Raw genomic sequence first — 20,639 nt, 5'->3', positions numbered from 1 at the left:
TATCAAGTGCGATTTTGCAGTTTGTGCTTGTCTTGCTGTCTAGTCCAAAAAACAGCTTAAAAGTTGTAAACAGTGTGAGTCCAGTGCAGTTTGAGCTACCCGATGATAAAGGGGGTAAACCATGATGAATATTAGCGTGATTTTGTGTGCAATTGCTGGAATCTTTGGTCTATTCGCATTAATCAAATGGTTTTTTATTTTAAAGCCTGATGTCTACACAAATGCTGCCAATGTTACGCCGATTATTATCACGACAATTGCATGGCTGTCTGCTGCAGTGACGTTTTATCAAACATCGACTTTTGACAGTCCGATCGATATGCAACGCCTTTGGATGATAATTGGCTGGGCATGGCTAATTTATCAACTTAAAGTCAATCGCGATAATAATGTTCGCAAAGATAAGATTATAAAAACTTTGAGAGATATCAATAACCAACCAACCGCCAACTAGGCGTTTTTATTTTATAAGGATAAAGTATGAGCGATTTTAACAAAGCATTTGACCGCGTCATTGGACATGAAGGTGGTTATGTTAATCATCCAAGCGACCCAGGCGGTGAAACTAACTGGGGCGTCACTCGCAATACAGCCCGCGCTTACGGTTACAACGGCGATATGCGAGCAATGACACGTGAGCAAGCAAAACCCATTTACAAAACAGGTTTTTGGGATCGAGTACAAGGGGATAAGTTGCATGATGCAGTAGCATTTCAACTTTTTGATGCCTCTGTTAATCACGGCATTGGTAATGCTGTGCGTATGATGCAACGTGCATTGGGCGTTGCAGATGACGGCATCGTTGGCAATGTAACACTGTCAGCTTTACAAGCGATTAATCCCAGTGATTTTGTGCTTAAATTTAACGCCCAGCGTCTTAATTTTTATACGTCTTTATCTACTTTTGGCACGTTTGGCAAAGGTTGGGTACGACGAATCGCAGGTAATTTGAATTACGGTGCAATCGATAACTAAACCTGTCAAAATCCTGTCAAACAAAAAGGTCAATAACCTAAGCTATTGACCTTTAAGTATTTATATGGTGGAGATGGCGGGAGTTGAACCCGCGTCCGCCAGCACTACGCCCATGACTCTACATGTTTAGATTCTGTCTATGGCTTTAATGGTTGGCGAACCGACAGTCAGGATGCCAACCACGAGCCTCTTAAGTTTTGCTCAAATTGGCGAGACAACAATTTAAGCTATCCATCGTGCATTCGCTTCAAGGAGAGCAACCAGACCAATGGCAATCTGTGCCGTCCCAAGCAGCCCTTAGGCTGCTAGAGCGTAAGTTTCGTCGTTTGCGACTAGTTTAAAATGTATATTTTATTTACGAGTGGACATACTCACTCGACATGCATCATTGAGTTTCATTACCAGCGTCGAAGCCAGAACATCCCCAAATGAATTGTGAATTATATAAGGTTAGTGGCTTAAAATACAAGGCTAAATGTCATAATAGTTAGGTAAATTACTAAAAACACACATAGCAATTTAATATCATCCGAATTATTGTCATGCATTTGACGTATTGAGCTGATAAGCTAAAGTATTGAAGTAAGTAAAATTTTTTTGATATATTTTTAGTCAAAGAACAATAGACTGGGTAAATTGAATAAGCTACAGGTAATTAATGAATGGCAGGTAACAAAAAAAATTCGCCAAGCATCGTGCGGATGTCACAAAATCAGCTCAAACGCCAGCGTGAATGGGTGTATTTGGCACATTTTTTAGCCATGCTGCATTTACATCCTGCCAAGACCATCTCAGGTACGGATGATGGTAACGAGCCTGATTTTACCTGTATTTTTTATTGTGACAAAGGTGAATATGCAATTGGCATCGAATTGACCACCTTGCCAAGACTACGCGATGGACTCGGTAACGATAATTTAATGTTAAAACGTTGGTACTGGCAGTCGCTACTACAGGTGTCAACCAAATTTACACCAACGCGGTTTAATAGTAAAGGCGAGATAGTAGGTATCAAGGCTAATTGGGTAAATTGGCAAAAGATTGATAATCGTAATATTTCAAATATATCGCAGCAATTTATCGAGCCATCGAGTGATTTGCCACATCCTACGCTCAGTAGTAAATTACAAAACGGTATTGCCAAAACCATGCGTTGGTTACCCAGTGCATTTTTTACCGATATGGCAGATGAAAATGAAGATTTACCGATTGATTCTTACATCAATCAAAGTGATATTGATGCGGTGATGAGCAAAAAAGCCCATAAAGTCCAAGCGTACCACAAAAAAAGAGCGTTGGATGAAGTGTGGTTATTGATTCATACCAATGAACAGCAAGAAAAGGGCGTATTAACTTTTGACACGAGTGAAGTATTGCATCACGGTAGTGAGTTTGATCGAGTGTTTTTAACCTTATATCCCACCACGACACTGCTACAAATTGCTAAATAAAAAAGGCTAAATCTACCTTTAGCCTTTTTTTATGCTAAAAAATTTCATTTAATCATCGAGTTGTTCCATGACATCATCAGTAAAGTTGACGTTGGTATAGACTTCTTGTACATCGTCCAAATCTTCTAGCATATCAATCATTTTCATAATTTTTTTAGCATCTTCAACATCAGCGACATCCGCCATGGTTGAAGGGGACATGGTCACTTCTGCGTTGTCGGACTTTAAACCGGCTTTTTCTAAGGCATCCATCACCTCACCGAAGTTCTCTGGCTCAGTGACCACGGTGATACTATCATCGTTATTTTCAATATCGGTTGCACCGGCTTCAAGTGCGACTTCCATGATGGTGTCTTCTAGCGACACATCATCAAAGGTAATTTCACCGCGTTTGCTAAACATATAAGCCACTGAGCCTGATGTACCCAAATTGCCACCATTTTTGCTAAAAGCATGACGCACTTCGCCAACGGTACGGTTGAGGTTATCCGTCATGGTCTCGACAATCACCGCAACACCGCCCAAGCCATAGCCTTCATAGGTGATTTCTTGCATGTTGTCATTGTCACTGCCGCCTGCACCACGTTCAATCGCCCGTTTTACAGTATCTTTGGTCATATTAACTGAGTTGGCTTTTTCCACTGCCGCACGCAAACGCGGGTTACTTGCTGGGTCTGGGTCGCCTTGTTTGGCAGCAGAGACCAGCTCGCGAATGATTTTGGTAAAGATTTTACCTTTTGCCGCATCTTGTTTGGCTTTACGGTGTTTGATGTTTGCCCACTTGGAATGTCCAGCCATGAGTTTATCCTTTATCTAACGTAACTATCTTAACGTAACAATCTGATTTTCAAAATTTTGCGTGCGCTATTATAAACGAGCAACCCCGATTTTTGATAGGGGGTTGCACCTATGTCATCGCAGGAAATGTTATTGAAAGTTAAAATCAAACCTAAGGGCGAGGCGAGTCGTCAGGTCGTGGCAATGTCGGCAAATCAATATAGCGGTGTATCAACTCACTTAAATCAATTTTTACCTTTAAATTGACCAAGTTCCAGTACTGTCCAGAAATGGTTCGATCAAGCATCATGGTAAGTGGGGCAGGTTGAAAGCTTTGCCAGTATTTAAGCGACTCTTTTGCTTTGGCAATCGCTTGAAAATGGGTTTGGCTGGTGGCAAAGTCATAAGGCGCATGTTTGGATAAATCAAACAACTGGGTAAAACCATACGGGGTCAAACCAATCTGCAACCAATCGTCATAAAAGTCCGTGGGCAGTGGTTCATCATTGTCTTTTTTGATGCCAATGCTGACCAAATCTTGCTCAAGCGCTGTCACATCACCGCTTAAGCAATGGATGGCAAAGCGTTTGAATAACGCAACTTCGTCATGACTGTAAGATTTGATACCACCAAAGTCATAGGCAATGACTGAGCCATCAGGGCGAAACGCAAAGTTACCTGGATGGGGGTCACAATGCAGACGGTACAGTTTGAACAATTGACCGGCACTAAAATCAAATAAGCGAGTGGCGATTTTTTGCTTGATGTCATTGTCCCAAGTGGCAGCCACTTCGAGCTTTTCACCCAGTTCTTGTGATAGGGTTAAAATACGTTTGGTCGAATGGCTATGAAAAACTTTGGGAATAATTAGCCCATCATCCTCACTGTGAAAACTGCCAAAAATTGCCAAATTATAGGCTTCTTTGGTGTAGTCAAGCTCGTCATACAGGCTGTCACGGATTTCTGCAAAGATTTTATCTTGCAAGGTTTTATCCATATTGAGCACGCCAGTTATCTTAAGCGCCAAGCGAACGTGTTTTAAGTCACTATCGATGCTGGTATCAACGCCGGGGTATTGCACTTTGACTACGACCGGTTCACCGGTTGGCAACACGGCCTTATGGACTTGACCGATAGAGGCTGCCGCAAACGGTGATTGCTCAAACTGGGCAAACAACGCCTCAATCGGTTGCCCCAATTCTTTTTCAACCTGCTGTTTGATGACGGCAAACGGCATGGGCGGTGCGTCTTTTTGTAATTTCTCCAGCGCTTTTGAGACTTCAGGCGGGAACACATCTTTATACTGCGAGGCAATTTGACCGACTTTCATCACCGCGCCTTTCATTTCGCCTAAGGTGTCGGCGATTTGCAGCCCTACGGTTTGCAGCATTTCGCTACGGGCTGTGAGTTTATCTTCTTCAGAGCCTGCAAAAGACTTAATAGAATTTTTGGCTGCTTTCCCTGCGATACTGGCAGTCATACCGGCAAGTTTTAAAAAACGTTTTTTTGATGACATAGTAGTTGTCTTATAGCAGAATTTTTTAATTAATTTATCAGTGAAACTATCAGGTAAATTATCAAGTTTTAAGTATTGAGATTAGCAGAAAATGGCTATTTTTGCTATGTACCGTGCTGAAATTTAGCGAATTTTGTGCATAGCTTGGCATAAAAAACTTGGCACAAAAAAAGGCGCCACAATGACACCTTTTTTATCCAAACCGTTAAAAATTATTGTAAAAATAAGCGATAACCTAAGTTATCGGTGAGGTTTTCGCACTCATAGCCAATGTCTTGCAGCTTGGCAAGTAATTGCTCGGCGGTTTGCTCACCCATTTGAATGCCTGCTAAGATACGCCCTTCAGCCGCCCCATGATTGCGATAGTGGAATAAAGAAATGTTAAACTGTGAGCCCAATTTTTCAAGGAAGTTGAGCAGCGCGCCAGGACGCTCGGGAAATTCGATGCGAAATAATTGCTCATCTTTTAATCCCGCGTGCCCACCGATTAAATAGCGAATATGGGTCTTGGCGACTTCATCATCGGTCAAATCAATCGCGGCATCATCGGCTTCATTGAGTAACTGGTGGATTGCTTTGCGCTCTTTTTCCCCTTCTTTGAGGGCGATACCGACAAAAATATTGGCAGCGTGATGGGCGTAGTTGGGGTTAGTGTTGATGCGGTAGTTAAATTCGGTGATGTTGCGGCCTTTGAGTGAGCGGCAAAAATCCAAGAAGGCGCCGGTGCGCTCAGGAATGGTCACCCCAAAAATCGCTTCTTTTTTCTCACCAATTTCGGTACGTTCAGCGATATAGCGTAACCGGTCAAAATTCATGTTGGCACCACATAAAATCGCTACGCAGTTTTTGCCCTGTAGGTTATGATCTTCGATGTATTTTTTCATACCCGCGACAGCAAGCGCGCCTGCAGGCTCGACGATGGTGCGGGTTTCATCATACACGTCTTTAATCGCCGCACACACTTCATCATTGCTACAAGTGACCACATCAGGCTCGACCACGGGACCTGAGTTATCGCTTTTTGGCATACGGCAGACGTCAAACGGTATTTCACCTAGCTGCGCCACTGCCACCCCATCGACAAACAACCCCACTTGGGGTAAGCGCTTGCGTTCATTGGTGGCTAAGGCAATTTTGAGACAGGCTGCTTCTTCTGGCTCGACCGCCACGACTTTGACATGCGGTGCAACTTCCCCCAAAAACGCCGCCACACCTGAAATTAAGCCACCGCCACCAACGGCAACAAACACATATTCCATTTTACGCCATTGTTGCACTAACTCCATGGCAATGGTACCTTGACCTGCGATGACCAGTCTATCGTCATACGGCGGGATAAAGGTCAAGCCATCGGTTTGGGCGCGTTCAATGGCATAGCGGTTAGATTCATCAAAACTATCGCCATATAGCACCACATTACCGCCCAAGGACTTGACGGCACTGACTTTGATATCGGGGGTGGTGGTCGGCATCACGATAATGTTATTGAGTCCCAAGCGGCTAGCCGAGAAGGCGACACCTTGCGCGTGGTTGCCGGCAGAGGCACAAATCACGCCTTTGGCTTTGTCTGCTTCGCTTAACTGGCTAATTCGATTGTAGGCACCCCGCAGCTTAAAAGAAAACACTGGCTGAAAATCTTCACGTTTAAAACGAATATCGTTGTTAAACCGTTCACTGAGTTTTTTGGCGGGTTCAAGCGGCGTTTGAATAGCAGCATCATACACGGTCGCTTGAAGGATAAGGCGTACCCAATCTGATAACATAATAATGACCTAAGTTTGAAAAATACATTTGAAGATTTATTTTTACCCTCTGTGTGCTTTCATAACCAAAACACAGCAAATCGTTAGAGAAGTAAAAAATAAGTGATTAGATTAGGACTTTAGGGTTTAGCTTGCAAGTGCTTTTACGGTAAAATAAGTTGGGTAATTGATAGCATTAAGTTTTCTATCTATTTTTTTGATAAATTCCTAACAAGGCTGGGTCTATGAGTACGATGAATGCAAGCACGCAACAACAACAAAAACAAGCCGTGGCAGCAGACGCGTTAAAATATATCGAATCAGGCATGATTTTGGGCGTAGGGACGGGCAGTACCGTCAACTGCCTCATTGAATTATTGCCAAAAGTTAACCTAAAGGGCGCTGTGGCAAGCTCAAAGGTCACCGAAGATAAGCTCAAAGCGCTCGGTATTGAGGTGATGGATTTAAACTTCACGGGTGAGTTAGACTTATATATTGATGGTGCCGATGAAGTGAACGAGCACTTACAGCTAGTCAAAGGCGGTGGTGGCGCTTTAACCCGTGAAAAAATTGTTGCCGCTGCTTCTAAGCAGTTTATTTGCATGGTTGATGAAAGTAAATGGGTGCAGCAATTAGGCGTTGGCTTTCCACTACCGATTGAAGTGTTGCCGCAAGCGCGCTCATATGTAGCGCGTGAGTTAGTGCAGCTTGGCGGTGAGCCGGTCTACCGTGAAGGGTTTGTCACCGATTATGGCAATTTAATTTTGGATGTTTATGGCTTAGATATCGGCTTGGACATTGAGAAGGTAGCAGCGTTTGAAGCAAAGTTAAACAATATCGTTGGGGTGGTGTGTAATGGGTTATTTACTGCACAGCACGCTGATATCTTGCTGATGGCAACGGCAGCGGGCGTGAAAAAATTGATAGCCAAGTAAGTTAGCATTAAGTTAACGGTTGTTAGTAATGTCGTCATACAACAAAAAAGACCAAGTCACGATGACTGGTCTTTTTTAGTTTATAACCGATTTAGTTCATAACCGATTTAGTTTGTAATCGCTAATGGCAAGCTCATTAGTGCATGTATTGACCGCCGTTTACGTTGATGGTCTCACCTGTGATATAAGCGGCGCCATCGCTGACCAAATACATCACGGCAGCAGCAATCTCTTCAGGTCGGGCGATACGACCCATTGGAATGCCTGCTCTGATGCTTTCCATCACTTTTTCAGGCACCGCCATCACCATTTTAGTACCCGTATAACCCGGTGCAACCACGTTAACGGTCACCCCAGATTTAGCGCCTTCTTGTGCCAATGCTTTACTAAAGCCGATGATACCCGCCTTGGTGGCTGAGTAGTTGGTTTGCCCAAACTGACCTTTTAAGCCATTAATTGAGCTGATACTCACAATACGCCCAGATTTTTGCTCAAGCATTTTGTTAAAAACGGGTTGGGTGACCGTGAATAGTGATTTTAAGTTGGTATCAATCACCTCTGACCATTGCTCATAAGTCATTTTTTTGAAAGTCGTATCACGGGTGATACCTGCGTTATTTACTAACACATCAATGTGACCTGCTTTTTCAATTGCATCAAGAATGGCTTTGGTGGCGGCTTCATGGTCGGTAAGATTGGTTTCAACAAAGGTGAAATCGCTGCCATTCATGCCTTCTTCTTTTAACCAAGCTTCGCCGCGGTTGACCGTGCTATCCGCTTTGTGGGTGTAGGTTGCAATGATGTGATAGCCAGCTTGGATTAGCGCATGACAAATAGCAGTGCCAATACCACCTAGCGCACCTGTTACGAGGGCAATTTTTTTATTTGCAGTTGGGTTGTCCGTTGTCATCACAGTACGCTCCTTGTTTGTTGTGATTGTTGGTTGTAATAAAAAATTCAATGATTAGGATAGCTTATAAGATAAATATGTTGGTTTTTTTACAATTAAACATACGCCTAAAAAATCAGTCACACGCGATTGATATCAGGGTCAAAAAAAAATATAAACCGAATATTCACATAAATTTATTGACTTTTAATTCCTTGTTTTTTTCATCATATATGAAGATTTGATAACTACCAATATTTTTTACGTTTTTATTTTTATTACAAACATTTTGCTACGCACAAACGAGTATTTATAGGTTTATGTGCTAAAAAAATTTGCAACAATAGCGGTTTGTGCTAGGCTATAAGGATAAGTTTAAGCAATGTAAGGTTGAGCAAAATACCCTGTATCAACTGCACTTAATCAAGCCTAATTGCTAAATTTCTTGCTTAATTGTACAAACTTGGCTTAATTGTATAAACTTCATTGGACAAGATTGATTGTATCGATGCGCAAGCGTGAATGCTTAGTTCTTTTATATACCACGATGAGGTGGGTCTGTTTATTTAGTCTGTTTATTTATTTGCCACACGGAAATTAGAATGCCGCAACTCTTACCGACGATAGAACAAATCGCTGTATTACAGCAAGCTAGTAATTTTGGCTATCAGTATTGGCAGACTAAAACAAACGTTGCACAAAGCTTTTTAAAAAGCTATCCGCTTACCCAAACGCTCGATGTCCAACATATCAAAGATTTAATACGCGATTATACGCTGGATGAAGATTACCAATTGGCGGATGAAGCAAGCGTGATGCGGGGGCTGCGTCATCTACGCAATTTGTTGATGGTGCGCTGGATTTGGCAAGATGCATTAAATCTAATTAGCCTAGAGCAGCTGACATGGGAGCTATCAAAATTTGCCGATTATTGTCTCATCTTTGCCAAAGACTATGTGTATCAAGATTTAATTAGTCGCTATGGCGAGCCGTATTTTTTTGATGAAAAAAATAAACCACATAAAGATGATTTAGCCATCATCGCCATGGGTAAAATGGGGGCAGAAGAGCTCAACTTATCCAGCGATATCGATTTGATCTTTGTCCATCAGGGGCAGGGTGAGACGGTGGTTGACCCGTTAAAACAACCAGGGTTAAAAGCTGCTAAATCCATCGACAACAAGAAATTTTTTACCAAATGGGGTCAAGGAGTCATCAATCTGCTTGATAAAAACACCCAAGATGGTTTTGTATTTCGCATTGATATGCGCCTTCGTCCTTGGGGCGATGGCAGTGATTTGGCAATTCATTTATCGGCATTGGAAAAATATTTTGCCCAACATGGACGGGCGTGGGAGCGATTTGCTTGGCTAAAAGCCAGAATCGTCAACCCTGTCGCCTTTAGCGATAGCTTAGAAGCCCTTATCAAGCCGTTTGTATTTCGTTATTATGTAGATTATAGTGCCTTTGCCGCACTACGTGAGATGAAATCGCTGATTCAAAACCAAGTCGAACAACGTCAAGATACCGACAATGTCAAGCTTGGGGCGGGTGGTATCCGTGATATTGAGTTTATCGTGCAGTCATTTCAGTTGATTTATGGCGGGCGTGTCAGTGATATCAAAGTAAAAAACTGCCTACAAGCGATGAGCCAATTAGAAAAACATGGCTTTATTGATGCTGTGACTCATGAGCAATTGGCACAAGCCTATCGTTTTTTACGCAGATTAGAGCATGGTATCCAAGCCATCAATGATGAACAAACCCAGCGACTACCACAAGACGCCATGCAGCGACATCAGCTTGCCCAAGTATTGGGGTTTGCCGATTGGGCGGCATTGTTAGCCAAACTCAATGAATACCGCCAAACGGTAAAAATACCTTTTGATGAGCTGGTCAGTGATCGCCAACAGTCTGATGAACAGCTGCAAGTGGATCATCAGCACAATCTATCTGAGCTTGAGCAAAAATTAAGCGCTGACAACAAAGATAAATTACGCCAGTTTTGGCAAAGTAAGCTCATCACAGGGCTTAGTGAAGAAGCCAAGACTCGCTTAAATGCCGCCTATCCGATTCTCATCAATGGGTTGTTACATTCTGATTTAAGCGAAGATGCAATCAACGTGGCGTTACCTAGAATGTTGACATTGCTAGAGGCGGTAAGTCGTCGGTCAATTTATTTGGTCATGTTTGTCGAAAACCCAACGACAGCCGCCAAACTGATTCCTATGCTGGCAGCAAGCCCTTGGATTGCGAGCGAATTGGTAAGTTATCCTGTTTTGCTAGATTCATTTATCCGTGAAAAATACCGTCATTTACCTGATAAGGCAGAACTTAGTGACATCTTGCGTCAGCAGTTGTTGCGGGTAGAACCTAATGATGAAGAAGGGCTACTCAACGCCTTTCGTTTTTTCAAAAAAACCCAAGTCTTGGCAGTGGCGGCGAGTGATGTGTTGGCGGATAGACCGTTGATGAAAGTCTCTGATTCACTCACCTTTATCGCTGAAGTGGTGCTTGAAAAAGCGTTGCAACGGGTATTTGGTGAATTGGTAAAAAAACATGGCTATCCTGTTAATGCCCAAGGCGAGCCTGTGAGTGAGGCGCATAATGGCTTTGCGATTATCGGTTATGGTAAGCTTGGCGGGCTTGAGATGAGTTATAGCTCAGATCTTGATCTTGTGTTTATTCATGATATTGATGAAGAAGCGATGACGCTCGGTGAAAAACCCATCAGCGGTATGAAGTTTGCCGCACGCCTAGCCCAAAAACTGATGAATTATTTGACCACCCAAACGCGCGATGGCCGTGTCTATGAGATTGATATGCGCCTGCGTCCTTCGGGTCAAGCAGGTATGATGGTGGTGTCTACCCATGCGTTTGAACTTTACCAAATGCACAAAGCTTGGGCGTGGGAACACCAAGCGTTGGTTCGCGCTCGTGCCATTTGCGGGGATAACCGGGTGATGACGCGATTTGACCAGATTCGTAAGGAAGTATTGTGTCTGCCGCGTGATAAAGATAGTGTCCGTATCGAAGTATCCACCATGCGGCATAAGATGCAAGACCATTTGGGCAGCAAACCGCATACCAAGCAGCAAGGGTTGTTTCATCTGAAACAAGATGCAGGCGGATTAGTTGATATTGAGTTTATTGCCCAGTTTGCTGTCTTGGCGTATGCCAATAGTTATCCTGCGTTGGCAGTTTGGAGTGATAATGTGCGTATCTTTGAAGCGCTTGCCAAAACAGGTATTATCGAAACCGAAATATGCCAACAGCTAACGCACGCTTATCTTCGCATCCGTAGTATGACGCATCGCTTGGCTTTGGCAGAGCAGCCGATACTGGTGGATGAAGCCCAGTGGCATGAGCTGCGTAATTTTGTTGATGCGCAATGGCATCGTTTAATCGGGCAGCGTCCAGAATAGATGTAACATCACTTTTTATTTAAAACAAAAACTTTTATTTCAAACAAAGCACTTTTTATTTCAAACAAAAAACTAGGAGTAATCAATGGCAACAATTCCCAGCATGGCAGACCGTGATGGTTTTATCTGGATGGACGGCAACATGGTAGACTGGCGTGATGCCAAAATCCACGTATTAACCCACACATTGCACTATGGTATGGGCGTATTTGAGGGGGTTCGAGCCTACAAAACCCATGATGGACGCACGGCGATTTTTCGTCTAGAAAACCATACCCAGCGCCTGTTAAATTCAGCTAAAATTTTCCAGCTTGCTGTACCCTATTCGTATGAAGAAGTGTTACAAGCACAAAAAGCCGTGGTACGTGAAAATAATCTTGAATCGGCATACCTTCGCCCATTGATTTGGGTCGGTTCTGAAAAATTGGGTATCGCTGCCAAAGATAATAGCATTCACACCATCGTTGCCGCTTGGGTTTGGGGCGCTTATCTGGGTGAAGAAGGCATGGCAAAAGGTATCCGTGTAAAAACCTCAAGTTTTACCCATCACCATCCAAACGTCACCATGTGTAAAGCCAAAGCCGTCAGCAATTACCCAGTATCTATCATGTCAAACCAAGAAGTCACCCGTCATGGCTATGATGAAGCGGTATTGATGGATACCCAAGGCTATGTTTGTCAAGGCTCAGGGGAAAACTTATTTTTGGTCAAAGACGGTGAACTGCATACTCCAGATTTGTCAGGGGGTGCATTGGACGGCATTACCCGTCGCACGGTGATACAGTTTGCACAGGATTTGGGCATCAAAGTGCATGAGCGTAGAATCACCCGTGATGAGTTTTATATCGCAGACGAAATTTTTATGACAGGTACTGCCGCCGAGATTACCCCAATTCGTGAATATGATGACCACGTCATAGGCTGCGGCGCGCGTGGTGAAATCACCGAAAAACTGCAAAGTTTATTTTTTGACGTGGTGCAAGGCAAAAATGATAAATACGCGCATTGGCTCAGCTACGTGGATGAATAATCGGTAAAATTGTAGATAAGTGAAAATAAGTAGATAAGTGAACATAAAAGGATAGTTATGTTAAAATGACTATCCTTATTTTTTGAAAAATTATCGGTACTTTGGAAGTGACATGACAACATCGAGTGCAACCACCCCGCTTAAACAAATTATTTGTATCAAATGGGGCACCAAATATGGCGCAGATTACGTTAATAAACTCTATGGAATGGTAAGCCGTAATATCACCCCGCCGTTTCGCTTTGTTTGCTTTACCGACAATACCGATGGCATTCGTCCTGAAGTAGAATGTCAGGATTTGCCGCCCAGTGATATTGTGATGCCTACCAATACCCTTGGTAAATGGCCAAAGTCACGGCTTTGGAATGCACAGCTTGGCAATGTCAAAGGAACGGTATTGTTTTTAGATCTTGATGTGGTCGTAGTAGGTAGCCTTGACGACTTTTTTAGTTTTGGCGATGACGATCAGACGGTTTTATCTTATAACCCAAGTAATCCCTTAGAGAAGCTAGGTCAAACCTCGTGTTTTCGCTTTAAAGTCGGTAGTTTGGTTAGTTTGCTAGAAAAATTCCGTGCCGATCCACAAGGCGTGGCGGATAAATATCGCTTTGAGCAGCGCTTTGTCACTCGCAATGCCCCAGGTGGGGTTAAGCTTTTTCCAAAAGAGTGGGTGGTGCATTTTCGCCGCAAATGCCGCCAGCCATTTCCGTTAAATTATTTTATCCCGCCAAAACTGCCTCATGATGCACGCATTATTATTTTTCCTGGGGATTTGTATCCGCAAAATGCGATTGCAGGGCAATACAACAAAAATTCTGCCGATAATGCCAAAGACCATTTGGCGCAATTATTCACCGCTGAAAAAATCAAAAAACCGATTTCGCATTTACGCCATTTTATTTTGCCGACTGATTGGGTGGCAACGCATTGGCGAGAATAGAGGATAAACTATGGCGAACTTAGACCAACCTATCAAAATCTTTATCGGTTGTGATCCTAATAACAACGACCTTGAGCAGATGATGGTGCTAGATTATAGCTTGCACAAACATACCAGCGAGTCTGTCGAGATTATCTGGATGCATTTAAGCCGTGACCCAAGCAGTGTATGGTATTCCAATCCGCAAACAGGCGAGGGCTGGCATACCGAAAAATGGGCGACCCCGTTTTCGGGCTTTCGTTGGGCAATCCCCGAATATTGTGGCTTTAGCGGGCGGGCGATTTATATGGATGCCGATATGGTAGTGTTGGACGATATCGCTAAATTGTGGCAGCACCCGATATCCGATGATGCGATTCTTGCGGCTAAAGGCGATGGCGATTTGATGCGACTGTGCACCTGCGTATGGGATTGCCAAAAAGCCAAGGATTATCTTGAGCCTGTCGCCCAGTTACAAGCCGATCCTGAGAGCCATAGTAAAATGATGGCAAAATTTAAAGCCAATCCGCAACTCATACAGCTCTACCAAGACAGCTTTAATTGTGTGGATGGCGAAGATTTAGCGATTGAGGATATTCGGATTTTGCATTATTCGGACATGGGGACGCAGTTTAGCCATAAATATTCCTTACCGCGCTTACAAGCCGAGGGCAAAAAGCATTGGTTTGATGGGCAGATTTTGCCGCACCCTCGTCAAGATTTGGTTGAGCTTTTCGATACCTATTATCAAGAGGCGATACAAGCGGGCTATAGTATTGAAAACTATCGCACTACGCCGTTTGGCGAGTTTCCAAAAAGAACTTATAAAAAAGGTTACAAGGGTAATGCGGTCACTCGCCCTGCGAAAAAACCTTCTTTATTTAGTCGTTGGTTTAAATAGTCAATAGAGTATTAAATGGCATTGGTTCAGTCACAAAAAATCGTATTAGTGATTAATTCACTGCAAGGCGGTGGGGCAGAAAAATTTGTTTTGACCTTGGGGGAAGCCTTTTACCAGATGGGTTTTGAGGTGCATATTGTCCGATTTGATCCGATTGTCGAACATACATTAAGCGAAAATTTAATCTATCATCTTATTCCTTTTCGCAATTATCGACGGTTCCCGAAAGGTAAAATTCGGCATTTCTTTTTTGCTCGCGCGGTTGATGGCTATATCAGTAAACATATTGGTCAGCCTGTGGCAGTATTCGTGAACTTGTACCGTGAACATGAGGTATTTTATTATTCAAGGCAAAAAAAGGTGGCGTATGTCATCCATAATCAACTGAGTGAAAAATTAAAACTTGCTACCTTGCCGCCCAAGCAGCTTTCTTACTTTCAACGAATTTATACCAAATACCCTGCTATTTGTGTGAGCGGCGGGGTAGAGCAAGATTTTGCCCATCAATTTGGCGAACCGACCAAAACCACCACGATTTATAACCCCATCGACCGTGATAACATCCGTGTATTAGCTGAGGCAGCTAGCCCAGATTTACCCGCCATCACCCGACAGGACTATCTTATTCATGTGGGCAGTTTTAAAGCGCAAAAAGGGCATGAAATTTTATTGCAAGCTTATGCCAATTCGGCACAGACATTGCCCTTGGTATTGGTGGGTAAGGGTAGTCTGCAAGCGCAAATTGAACAAAACATTATCGCGTTAAACTTGCAAGATAAAGTGATTTTAACTGGGTTTCAAAAGAATCCTTACCCATTGCTAAAGCACGCCACAGGGTTTGTGTTATCTTCGCATTTTGAGGGCTTTGCATTGGTATTGGCGGAGTCATTGGCATTGGGCGTGCCTGCGATTAGCACCGATTGTCCGTCAGGACCTAGTGAGATTTTGCCGCCGCAGAATTTGGTGACAGTGGCAGATATCCCTGCTTTAACTGAAAAAATCAACCAATTAATAAGCCATCCTAGCCAGTTTAACGTGCCATTTAACGAAGCTTTTTTGCCGCGAAATGTTGCACTTCAGTATTTGGCATTTATGGGGGTTGATTGTGAATAAGTCCAAGCGAGAAAAGTGATGCTAAAAAATTATGTGATTAGTCTCGCTCATCATAGCAAGCGGCAAAGCCATATCCAACAAGAGTTTGATAAGCAGCACATACCTTTTACTTTTTTTTCGGCGGTCACCCCGGATAAAAATACCCAAGTCGCTCAGCGACTGGCGATTGATATCACAAAGTCGGTATCTAGTGATACTGAAATTGCCTGTTTCTTAAGTCATGCTAGCCTGTGGCAACGCTGTGTGGATGAAAATCTTGATTATATCGGGATTTATGAGGATGATATTTTTTTGGGTCAGCAGTTCGAGCAGTTTATCCGTCAAACTGATGTTTTTCAAAGCCAAGCTATCAATATTTTAAAATTAGAAAAGGTAAGCCCAAGGGTGCATTTGACTCATCCGATAGTCTTGCCTCAGGGTAGACGGACGATTTATGAATTAAAGTCTCGCCATTTAGGCGGGGCAGGTTATCTGCTATCCCATCGCGCTTGTCAGTATTTATTACAATATATCAGAAACTTACCCCAGCTTGAGGCAGTCGATGTGATGCTATTTGATGTGGGAAAATACCCCAAAGCCCTGCCTGTATATCAGCTTGTACCGGCGATTGTGATTCAGGAGCATCATCTATTACCGCAAGTTGCTTTGGCAAGCAGCCTGCAGGCAACTAGAAGCCGAGAAATTAAACGCCCCTTAACAGGGCTACAAAAAATCAAACGTGAAGTCCTGCGTGCGACACGCCCGCTATATATGACCAATCTTACCTTTGAATAAACCTAAGGAGCCACTTGTGAGCTGCAACCCCTCAAATATCATTGTGTTGGTTATTAATTGCTTGCAGGGGGGTGGGGCAGAAAAGTCAGTATTGACGCTCGCGGAAGGCTTTTATCAACTGGGCTATAAAGTCCATGTCATCCGATTTAAAGCCACCACAGAATATGAGCTTAGCCCTCATATTGATTTTCATATTGTCAACTTTAAGTGGTTTAAATTAATCCCCAGTGATAGGGTGCGTCACCAACAATTTGCCAAACATTTAGATAACTATATTTTAACGCATATTGGTCAGCCATGTTTGACGATTGCAAATTTGGAACGGGCGGACAAGGTATTAAGCTATAGCCAATTACCCAATGTTATTCATGTGATTCGTAATACCCTTTCTCAAGAGCTTAAATTAGCCCAAGCTCGCAATAGGCCTATGGATATAGCGCAGCTAAAGACGACCTATCATGCGCAGCCTTGTGTGGCGATTAGTGAAGGAGTGGCGGCGGATTTTAAGGCGACCTTAGGGCTGACGAATATTGCCACGATTTATAACCCGATTGATAACAAGCTTATTGAGGCGATGGCAGAGGCATACCCGCTAGAGACTGCGGAGTTTATTGTGCATGTGGGCAGCTTTAAATACCAAAAAGCCCATGATATTCTGCTAAAAGCCTATGCCAAAACCTCGCAACGCTATCCGCTGTATTTGGTGGGTCAAGGCAAACTGATGGCAGAAACCAAACAGCTTGCGGTTGATTTAGGGATTAGCGACAAGGTGGTATTTACTGGCTTTAAATCCAACCCCTATCCGTATATCAAACACGCTAAATGCTTAGTGTTAAGTTCTCGATTTGAAGGCTTTGGGCGAGTGATTGCCGAAGCATTAGCCGTGGATACGCCTGTAATAAGCACCGACTGTCCGTATGGCCCCAGTGAGTTGTTACCAAGGCAAAATCTTGTCCCTGTCGATGATATTGACGCCTTAGCTCAATTATTAGAACAAGCAATGGCAAATCCATCGGCGTTTGCCGTGCCGTTTGATGAGCGATTTTTACCCAAAAATATCGCTAATCAGTACATTGAGCGATTCGTGACCTCTAATCTGCACGATACGGAATAAATCTAAACAAATCCTTAGAGATGGGCGAGTGGTTATAAATTTGCACGCCTTTTTGTTGATAGTTGTGGGCTACCCAATCAAACGACGGTACGATACGGTGGGTGATAGCCTTATCAAGTTTGGTCGGGGCAGCATTGTCTTGGTTTTCATAAAACCGTGGCTGCTGGCTGTTGATTAAATCAATGCCATACAGATGTATCATTTGAAATCCTAGAGAATAAGCAAGCTGTAACGCCACCAACGCTACCGTTCCTCCTTCAACAAAGCCGTAACGAATATCCCAAGATACCCCAATTTTTTTATTGATGCTATGATAAGGGCTATGTTTTAGGTGTTTTAGTCGGGTACGTTTATTGAGTGTGACTGCTATTTTGCCTAAAAGGCTAGTTTGCTGAAGGGCAATCAAACTATCATCAATCGGTCTATCGACTGGATAGATGATATAGATATAGTCGGCATATTGCACTAAAAAATCGGGCGCATCTTGCCATAGTTGTTCTGCCACTAAAGCACTGATATACAGCGGATAACCCCCCTGATAATACTGCAGCGGAATACTACAGTTATGCTTAATAAAGCGTGGGTCGGTGATGACATACGCCACAACCTTGTCAAATTTATAGTTTTCGGTCAGGCTAATACTGCCATTTACAAATATAACTGACTCACAACCAAGCGCCTCGATGGCATTGGTTTGGATGCTCGGTCCTGACGCCAAAATATGTACCGTCGTATCAGAGACTTTTGGTAGCACAAATGCAGGATTGACAATACGTAGGGCGATTGTCTGAGTAGATCGGGTAAATATCAAAGAATGATTGGCTACCACCATGCTGATTTTTCATCCTTATGTAGTTGTTTTAATGTGGTGAATGCGCTAGGTTGGTCATGCAATCTAGCAAACACCTTGAGTAAGAGTGTGGTAGAAAAAGGGTCTTCAGCATAAAAACGCTGATACCGCTCACGCATATGTTTTAGTGTATCGTCCTTACCTAGCCTAAAATAGGTCAAACCAGCATACAGCGGTTTATGATGGGCGTACAAAATAGCGGATTTTTCCTCATCTAGGCTGGCAGATGAACGACAGAGATACTGCTGGGTTTCGTAGACTTTTACCGTATTAATCAAAGTAATAATATTGAGTAGTATTGCCTTTCTAGTGGGTTTTGGATCAAAATCAATAAAGGTATCACAGGCAGAGGCAATCCATCGTAAACTTAAATTATCCATCAGATAGTCAGTCTGCGTTTGCCAAAGGTGGGTAAAGGTTTGAAAAGTTTTTTCAGGTTGAAACCGACGGCGTAATAATACAATCAGGATCGCATGGTAAAAACTAAGTTCAGATTGTCCTATAAACTCGTGTTGCAACGTGGTTAAATGCGTGTATAAATTGCGAATACGCCGTGGCTCATAGTCCTTAAGCGGGTTTATCGGCTCATCCACTTGGGTATCATCTAATAAATGGGGGTGAGCTTGAATAATGGTATCAATGATAGAACAAGTATCACTATCAATCATACGACTTTTCATCGCCTCAATATTTTGCCCGGCATAGTAGTCAATAATTTGATTCGCCCCAAGGCGTTTTTCACTTTTAAATAATAAAATAAACTTACGATACCAGTTTGCCATTTTTTATTATTCCTAAGACCGCAAGCTTATGTGAAATTTCTTTTAAGTTTAATTATCCGATGCTCAATTATCCATTAACTATCTAAGGCTTAACTATCAAAGGTTGAGTTATCGCCAATAATCCCTAATCCAGTCAGTGGGTAATACCTTACGATACCACTTACCGCTTTTGCCCATGATGGCATCGGGTGGATTTACTTCCCCATGAAAAATCACCATTTTTGCCCCTTTAGGCAAAATCGGCGGTTTGACAAAACTTAAGGGAAATGGCTGCACACATTGGTATTTAAAGCTCACGCACCAAGACGCATCCCAATATTCAAGGTGATGATGCTCACGCAAATAATTGGATAGGTAAGCTTGCTCATGGCGTACTTGGCTACGAATCGTGTCAAAATTTTGCTCAAAATTTGATAACAAATTCGGATAAGTATGTTGTCCGACTTTAAAGCGATACACCGATGAATTACCCACCATGCGCCACGGTTTTTTCCAATCACGGATTATCACCACACTGTCATCGTGCTGCGCTTGATAAGTAAAAAAGCAATCAATATTATCGACAATCACAATATCAATGTCCAAAAATAACGCCGTGCCTTTTAAATCATATAATTCAGGGCTAAAAGTGGTCAGTTTTTTCCAGCCACGTTCAGGAATATTACTGGGTAAATTGAGCTCAGGAATTGGGTAGCATTTGACGTTAGCATCTATCCCTGTGCTATCATCGGTCAAACATACCATTTGAAAGGGCAGTGTTAAATATCTGTCAACCATATTGTACAGGCGATTAACATACTCAGCACCGTATTTGGTGCCCCATTTCATACAAATAATGTAACGGTTTTCATCGGGCAAAGCAGGCGCTGAAGTATAATTTGGTAAAGTCATAAGTAAATGATTATCATATTAAGTAAGTGAATTGATAATATCATGATTGCTAAGTTTTGGATAACGCTGGCGAACCGCTACTGCGATGGATGGCTTGGTATTATAAATAACTGGAAATCCTGGCACACGTTTAAAGCGCTTATAGCCCCACATATATTGACTGGGGAAGCGGTCAATCATCCGCTCGATGGCGTGGTTCATCGCGGTTGTCGCTGTCACCATGTTTTTATCATACAAGGCGGGGTCAGTTAACTCATCACAATAAATATCAAAGCCTTGACCATCGTCACGGCGTACACAGGTCAAACCCACCAAGCTACACTTTGTTTTACTGGCTAATTTGCTAGCAAGGGTACTAGTCAATGTCGGAATACCAAAAAACGGTACTACTTCACCGCCAGATGGGTCGGGGACATGGTCAGGTAATATGATACTAAAACCGCCTGCTTTTAAGGTTTTAAAAATCGCTTTGACCCCAGTGGCATCGGTTGGTACCAAAGTTGCGTTTAGGCGCTGACGCCCTTGCAGCACAAACTGATTGGCTTGTTCACCTTT

The 20,639-nt window shown here is 43.0% G+C and carries 19 protein-coding genes and 1 other RNA gene; 11 read left to right on the top strand and 9 right to left on the bottom strand.

Features of this window, described 5'->3' with window-relative positions; translation table 11 throughout:
* Positions 1 to 124: 124 nt before the first annotated feature.
* Together RT143_RS10805 and RT143_RS10800 are read left to right on the top strand one after the other, a co-directional pair.
* Positions 125 to 454, top strand: a complete 330-nt coding sequence (locus RT143_RS10805; RefSeq protein WP_313093022.1) for a hypothetical protein — start codon at positions 125 to 127, stop codon at positions 452 to 454.
* A gap of 26 nt (positions 455 to 480) precedes the next feature.
* Entirely contained in the window at positions 481 to 975 is a 495-nt protein-coding gene (locus tag RT143_RS10800; protein ID WP_313077783.1) for a glycoside hydrolase family 108 protein, read from the top strand.
* A gap of 65 nt (positions 976 to 1,040) precedes the next feature.
* Here RT143_RS10800 and ssrA read toward each other — a convergent pair.
* Positions 1,041 to 1,401: a transfer-messenger RNA gene (gene ssrA / locus RT143_RS10795) on the bottom strand.
* A 236-nt stretch (positions 1,402 to 1,637) separates the two neighbouring features.
* Between ssrA and RT143_RS10790 the strand changes: the two genes are divergently transcribed.
* The gene (locus RT143_RS10790; protein WP_313093020.1) at positions 1,638 to 2,426 is read left to right on the top strand and encodes a hypothetical protein; all 789 of its coding nucleotides are present in this window, start codon (positions 1,638 to 1,640) and stop codon (positions 2,424 to 2,426) included.
* Between the two features lie 48 nt (positions 2,427 to 2,474).
* Here RT143_RS10790 and RT143_RS10785 read toward each other — a convergent pair whose 3' ends face one another.
* From RT143_RS10785 to ilvA, 3 genes are all read right to left on the bottom strand, one after another.
* A complete protein-coding gene (locus RT143_RS10785; RefSeq protein WP_313093019.1) occupies positions 2,475 to 3,224 on the bottom strand; it encodes a YebC/PmpR family DNA-binding transcriptional regulator in 750 nt (249 codons plus the stop codon).
* 151 nt (positions 3,225 to 3,375) lie between these two features.
* Positions 3,376 to 4,719, bottom strand: coding sequence for an ABC1 kinase family protein (locus tag RT143_RS10780; RefSeq protein WP_313093018.1), 1,344 nt, complete (start codon positions 4,717 to 4,719; stop codon positions 3,376 to 3,378).
* Positions 4,720 to 4,931: 212 nt separating this feature from the next.
* On the bottom strand, positions 4,932 to 6,482 hold the full coding sequence (gene ilvA / locus RT143_RS10775; RefSeq protein WP_313093016.1) for a threonine ammonia-lyase, biosynthetic: 1,551 nt from the start codon (positions 6,480 to 6,482) through the stop codon (positions 4,932 to 4,934).
* A gap of 224 nt (positions 6,483 to 6,706) precedes the next feature.
* Between ilvA and rpiA the strand changes: the two genes are divergently transcribed.
* Entirely contained in the window at positions 6,707 to 7,396 is a 690-nt protein-coding gene (gene rpiA, locus RT143_RS10770) for a ribose-5-phosphate isomerase RpiA (protein WP_313093014.1), read from the top strand.
* A gap of 136 nt (positions 7,397 to 7,532) precedes the next feature.
* On the opposite strand, the gene phbB is transcribed toward rpiA, so the two are convergent.
* On the bottom strand, positions 7,533 to 8,306 hold the full coding sequence (phbB, locus tag RT143_RS10765; protein WP_313093012.1) for an acetoacetyl-CoA reductase: 774 nt from the start codon (positions 8,304 to 8,306) through the stop codon (positions 7,533 to 7,535).
* Positions 8,307 to 8,887: 581 nt separating this feature from the next.
* Between phbB and glnE the strand changes: the two genes are divergently transcribed.
* The 7 genes from glnE to RT143_RS10730 all read left to right on the top strand — a co-directional run bounded on the left by glnE (position 8,888) and on the right by RT143_RS10730 (position 17,561).
* The gene (gene glnE, locus RT143_RS10760) at positions 8,888 to 11,710 is read left to right on the top strand and encodes a bifunctional [glutamate--ammonia ligase]-adenylyl-L-tyrosine phosphorylase/[glutamate--ammonia-ligase] adenylyltransferase (protein WP_313093011.1); all 2,823 of its coding nucleotides are present in this window, start codon (positions 8,888 to 8,890) and stop codon (positions 11,708 to 11,710) included.
* Positions 11,711 to 11,795: 85 nt separating this feature from the next.
* Positions 11,796 to 12,740, top strand: coding sequence for a branched-chain amino acid transaminase (locus tag RT143_RS10755; protein ID WP_313093009.1), 945 nt, complete (start codon positions 11,796 to 11,798; stop codon positions 12,738 to 12,740).
* 112 nt (positions 12,741 to 12,852) lie between these two features.
* Positions 12,853 to 13,680, top strand: coding sequence for a glycosyl transferase (locus tag RT143_RS10750; protein ID WP_313093007.1), 828 nt, complete (start codon positions 12,853 to 12,855; stop codon positions 13,678 to 13,680).
* Between the two features lie 10 nt (positions 13,681 to 13,690).
* Positions 13,691 to 14,560 (top strand): glycosyltransferase, encoded by an 870-nt coding sequence (locus tag RT143_RS10745; RefSeq protein WP_313093006.1) that lies wholly within the window; start codon positions 13,691 to 13,693, stop codon positions 14,558 to 14,560.
* A 15-nt stretch (positions 14,561 to 14,575) separates the two neighbouring features.
* Positions 14,576 to 15,673 carry a glycosyltransferase gene (locus RT143_RS10740; RefSeq protein WP_313093004.1) on the top strand — a complete coding sequence of 366 codons (1,098 nt, stop codon included), beginning with the start codon at positions 14,576 to 14,578 and terminating at the stop codon, positions 15,671 to 15,673.
* Positions 15,674 to 15,691: 18 nt separating this feature from the next.
* Complete coding sequence (locus RT143_RS10735; RefSeq protein ID WP_313093002.1) at positions 15,692 to 16,447, top strand: glycosyltransferase family 25 protein; 756 nt, start codon at positions 15,692 to 15,694, stop codon at positions 16,445 to 16,447.
* Positions 16,448 to 16,463: 16 nt separating this feature from the next.
* The gene (locus RT143_RS10730) at positions 16,464 to 17,561 is read left to right on the top strand and encodes a glycosyltransferase (protein WP_313093000.1); all 1,098 of its coding nucleotides are present in this window, start codon (positions 16,464 to 16,466) and stop codon (positions 17,559 to 17,561) included.
* Here RT143_RS10730 and RT143_RS10725 read toward each other — a convergent pair.
* The 4 genes from RT143_RS10725 to RT143_RS10710 form a co-directional block, all read right to left on the bottom strand.
* On the bottom strand, positions 17,539 to 18,393 hold the full coding sequence (locus tag RT143_RS10725) for a hypothetical protein (protein ID WP_313092998.1): 855 nt from the start codon (positions 18,391 to 18,393) through the stop codon (positions 17,539 to 17,541). The two genes, RT143_RS10730 and RT143_RS10725, sit on opposite strands and share 23 nt — an antisense overlap.
* Complete coding sequence (locus tag RT143_RS10720; RefSeq protein WP_313092996.1) at positions 18,384 to 19,193, bottom strand: hypothetical protein; 810 nt, start codon at positions 19,191 to 19,193, stop codon at positions 18,384 to 18,386. Before RT143_RS10720 ends, RT143_RS10725 begins: the two co-directional genes overlap by 10 nt.
* Positions 19,194 to 19,301: 108 nt before the next feature.
* A complete protein-coding gene (locus RT143_RS10715; RefSeq protein ID WP_409519715.1) occupies positions 19,302 to 20,084 on the bottom strand; it encodes a glycosyltransferase in 783 nt (260 codons plus the stop codon).
* A gap of 18 nt (positions 20,085 to 20,102) precedes the next feature.
* Positions 20,103 to 20,639 (bottom strand): lysophospholipid acyltransferase family protein (locus RT143_RS10710; RefSeq protein WP_313092995.1); only part of this gene is annotated, 537 nt, incomplete at its 5' end.

The organism is Moraxella sp. CTOTU48268 (genome assembly GCF_032069585.1).
Classification (GTDB): Bacteria; Pseudomonadota; Gammaproteobacteria; order Pseudomonadales; family Moraxellaceae; genus Faucicola; species Faucicola cinerea.
The sequence above is the reverse complement of the archived record's forward strand: the minus strand, read 5'-3'. Positions and strand labels throughout refer to the sequence as shown.

Excerpts from the sequence above, each read along its gene's own strand:
- RT143_RS10805 (WP_313093022.1), top strand. The coding sequence starts at position 125 with ATGAATATTAGCGTGATTTTGTGTGCAATTGCTGGAATCTTTGGTCTA.
- RT143_RS10800 (WP_313077783.1), top strand. The coding sequence starts at position 481 with ATGAGCGATTTTAACAAAGCATTTGACCGCGTCATTGGACATGAAGGT.
- RT143_RS10790 (WP_313093020.1), top strand. The coding sequence starts at position 1,638 with ATGGCAGGTAACAAAAAAAATTCGCCAAGCATCGTGCGGATGTCACAA.
- RT143_RS10785 (WP_313093019.1), bottom strand. The coding sequence starts at position 3,224 with ATGGCTGGACATTCCAAGTGGGCAAACATCAAACACCGTAAAGCCAAA.
- RT143_RS10780 (WP_313093018.1), bottom strand. The coding sequence starts at position 4,719 with ATGTCATCAAAAAAACGTTTTTTAAAACTTGCCGGTATGACTGCCAGT.
- ilvA (WP_313093016.1), bottom strand. The coding sequence starts at position 6,482 with ATGTTATCAGATTGGGTACGCCTTATCCTTCAAGCGACCGTGTATGAT.
- rpiA (WP_313093014.1), top strand. The coding sequence starts at position 6,707 with ATGAGTACGATGAATGCAAGCACGCAACAACAACAAAAACAAGCCGTG.
- phbB (WP_313093012.1), bottom strand. The coding sequence starts at position 8,306 with ATGACAACGGACAACCCAACTGCAAATAAAAAAATTGCCCTCGTAACA.
- glnE (WP_313093011.1), top strand. The coding sequence starts at position 8,888 with ATGCCGCAACTCTTACCGACGATAGAACAAATCGCTGTATTACAGCAA.
- RT143_RS10755 (WP_313093009.1), top strand. The coding sequence starts at position 11,796 with ATGGCAACAATTCCCAGCATGGCAGACCGTGATGGTTTTATCTGGATG.
- RT143_RS10750 (WP_313093007.1), top strand. The coding sequence starts at position 12,853 with ATGACAACATCGAGTGCAACCACCCCGCTTAAACAAATTATTTGTATC.
- RT143_RS10745 (WP_313093006.1), top strand. The coding sequence starts at position 13,691 with ATGGCGAACTTAGACCAACCTATCAAAATCTTTATCGGTTGTGATCCT.
- RT143_RS10740 (WP_313093004.1), top strand. The coding sequence starts at position 14,576 with ATGGCATTGGTTCAGTCACAAAAAATCGTATTAGTGATTAATTCACTG.
- RT143_RS10735 (WP_313093002.1), top strand. The coding sequence starts at position 15,692 with ATGCTAAAAAATTATGTGATTAGTCTCGCTCATCATAGCAAGCGGCAA.
- RT143_RS10725 (WP_313092998.1), bottom strand. The coding sequence starts at position 18,393 with ATGGTGGTAGCCAATCATTCTTTGATATTTACCCGATCTACTCAGACA.
- RT143_RS10720 (WP_313092996.1), bottom strand. The coding sequence starts at position 19,193 with ATGGCAAACTGGTATCGTAAGTTTATTTTATTATTTAAAAGTGAAAAA.
- RT143_RS10715 (WP_409519715.1), bottom strand. The coding sequence starts at position 20,084 with ATGACTTTACCAAATTATACTTCAGCGCCTGCTTTGCCCGATGAAAAC.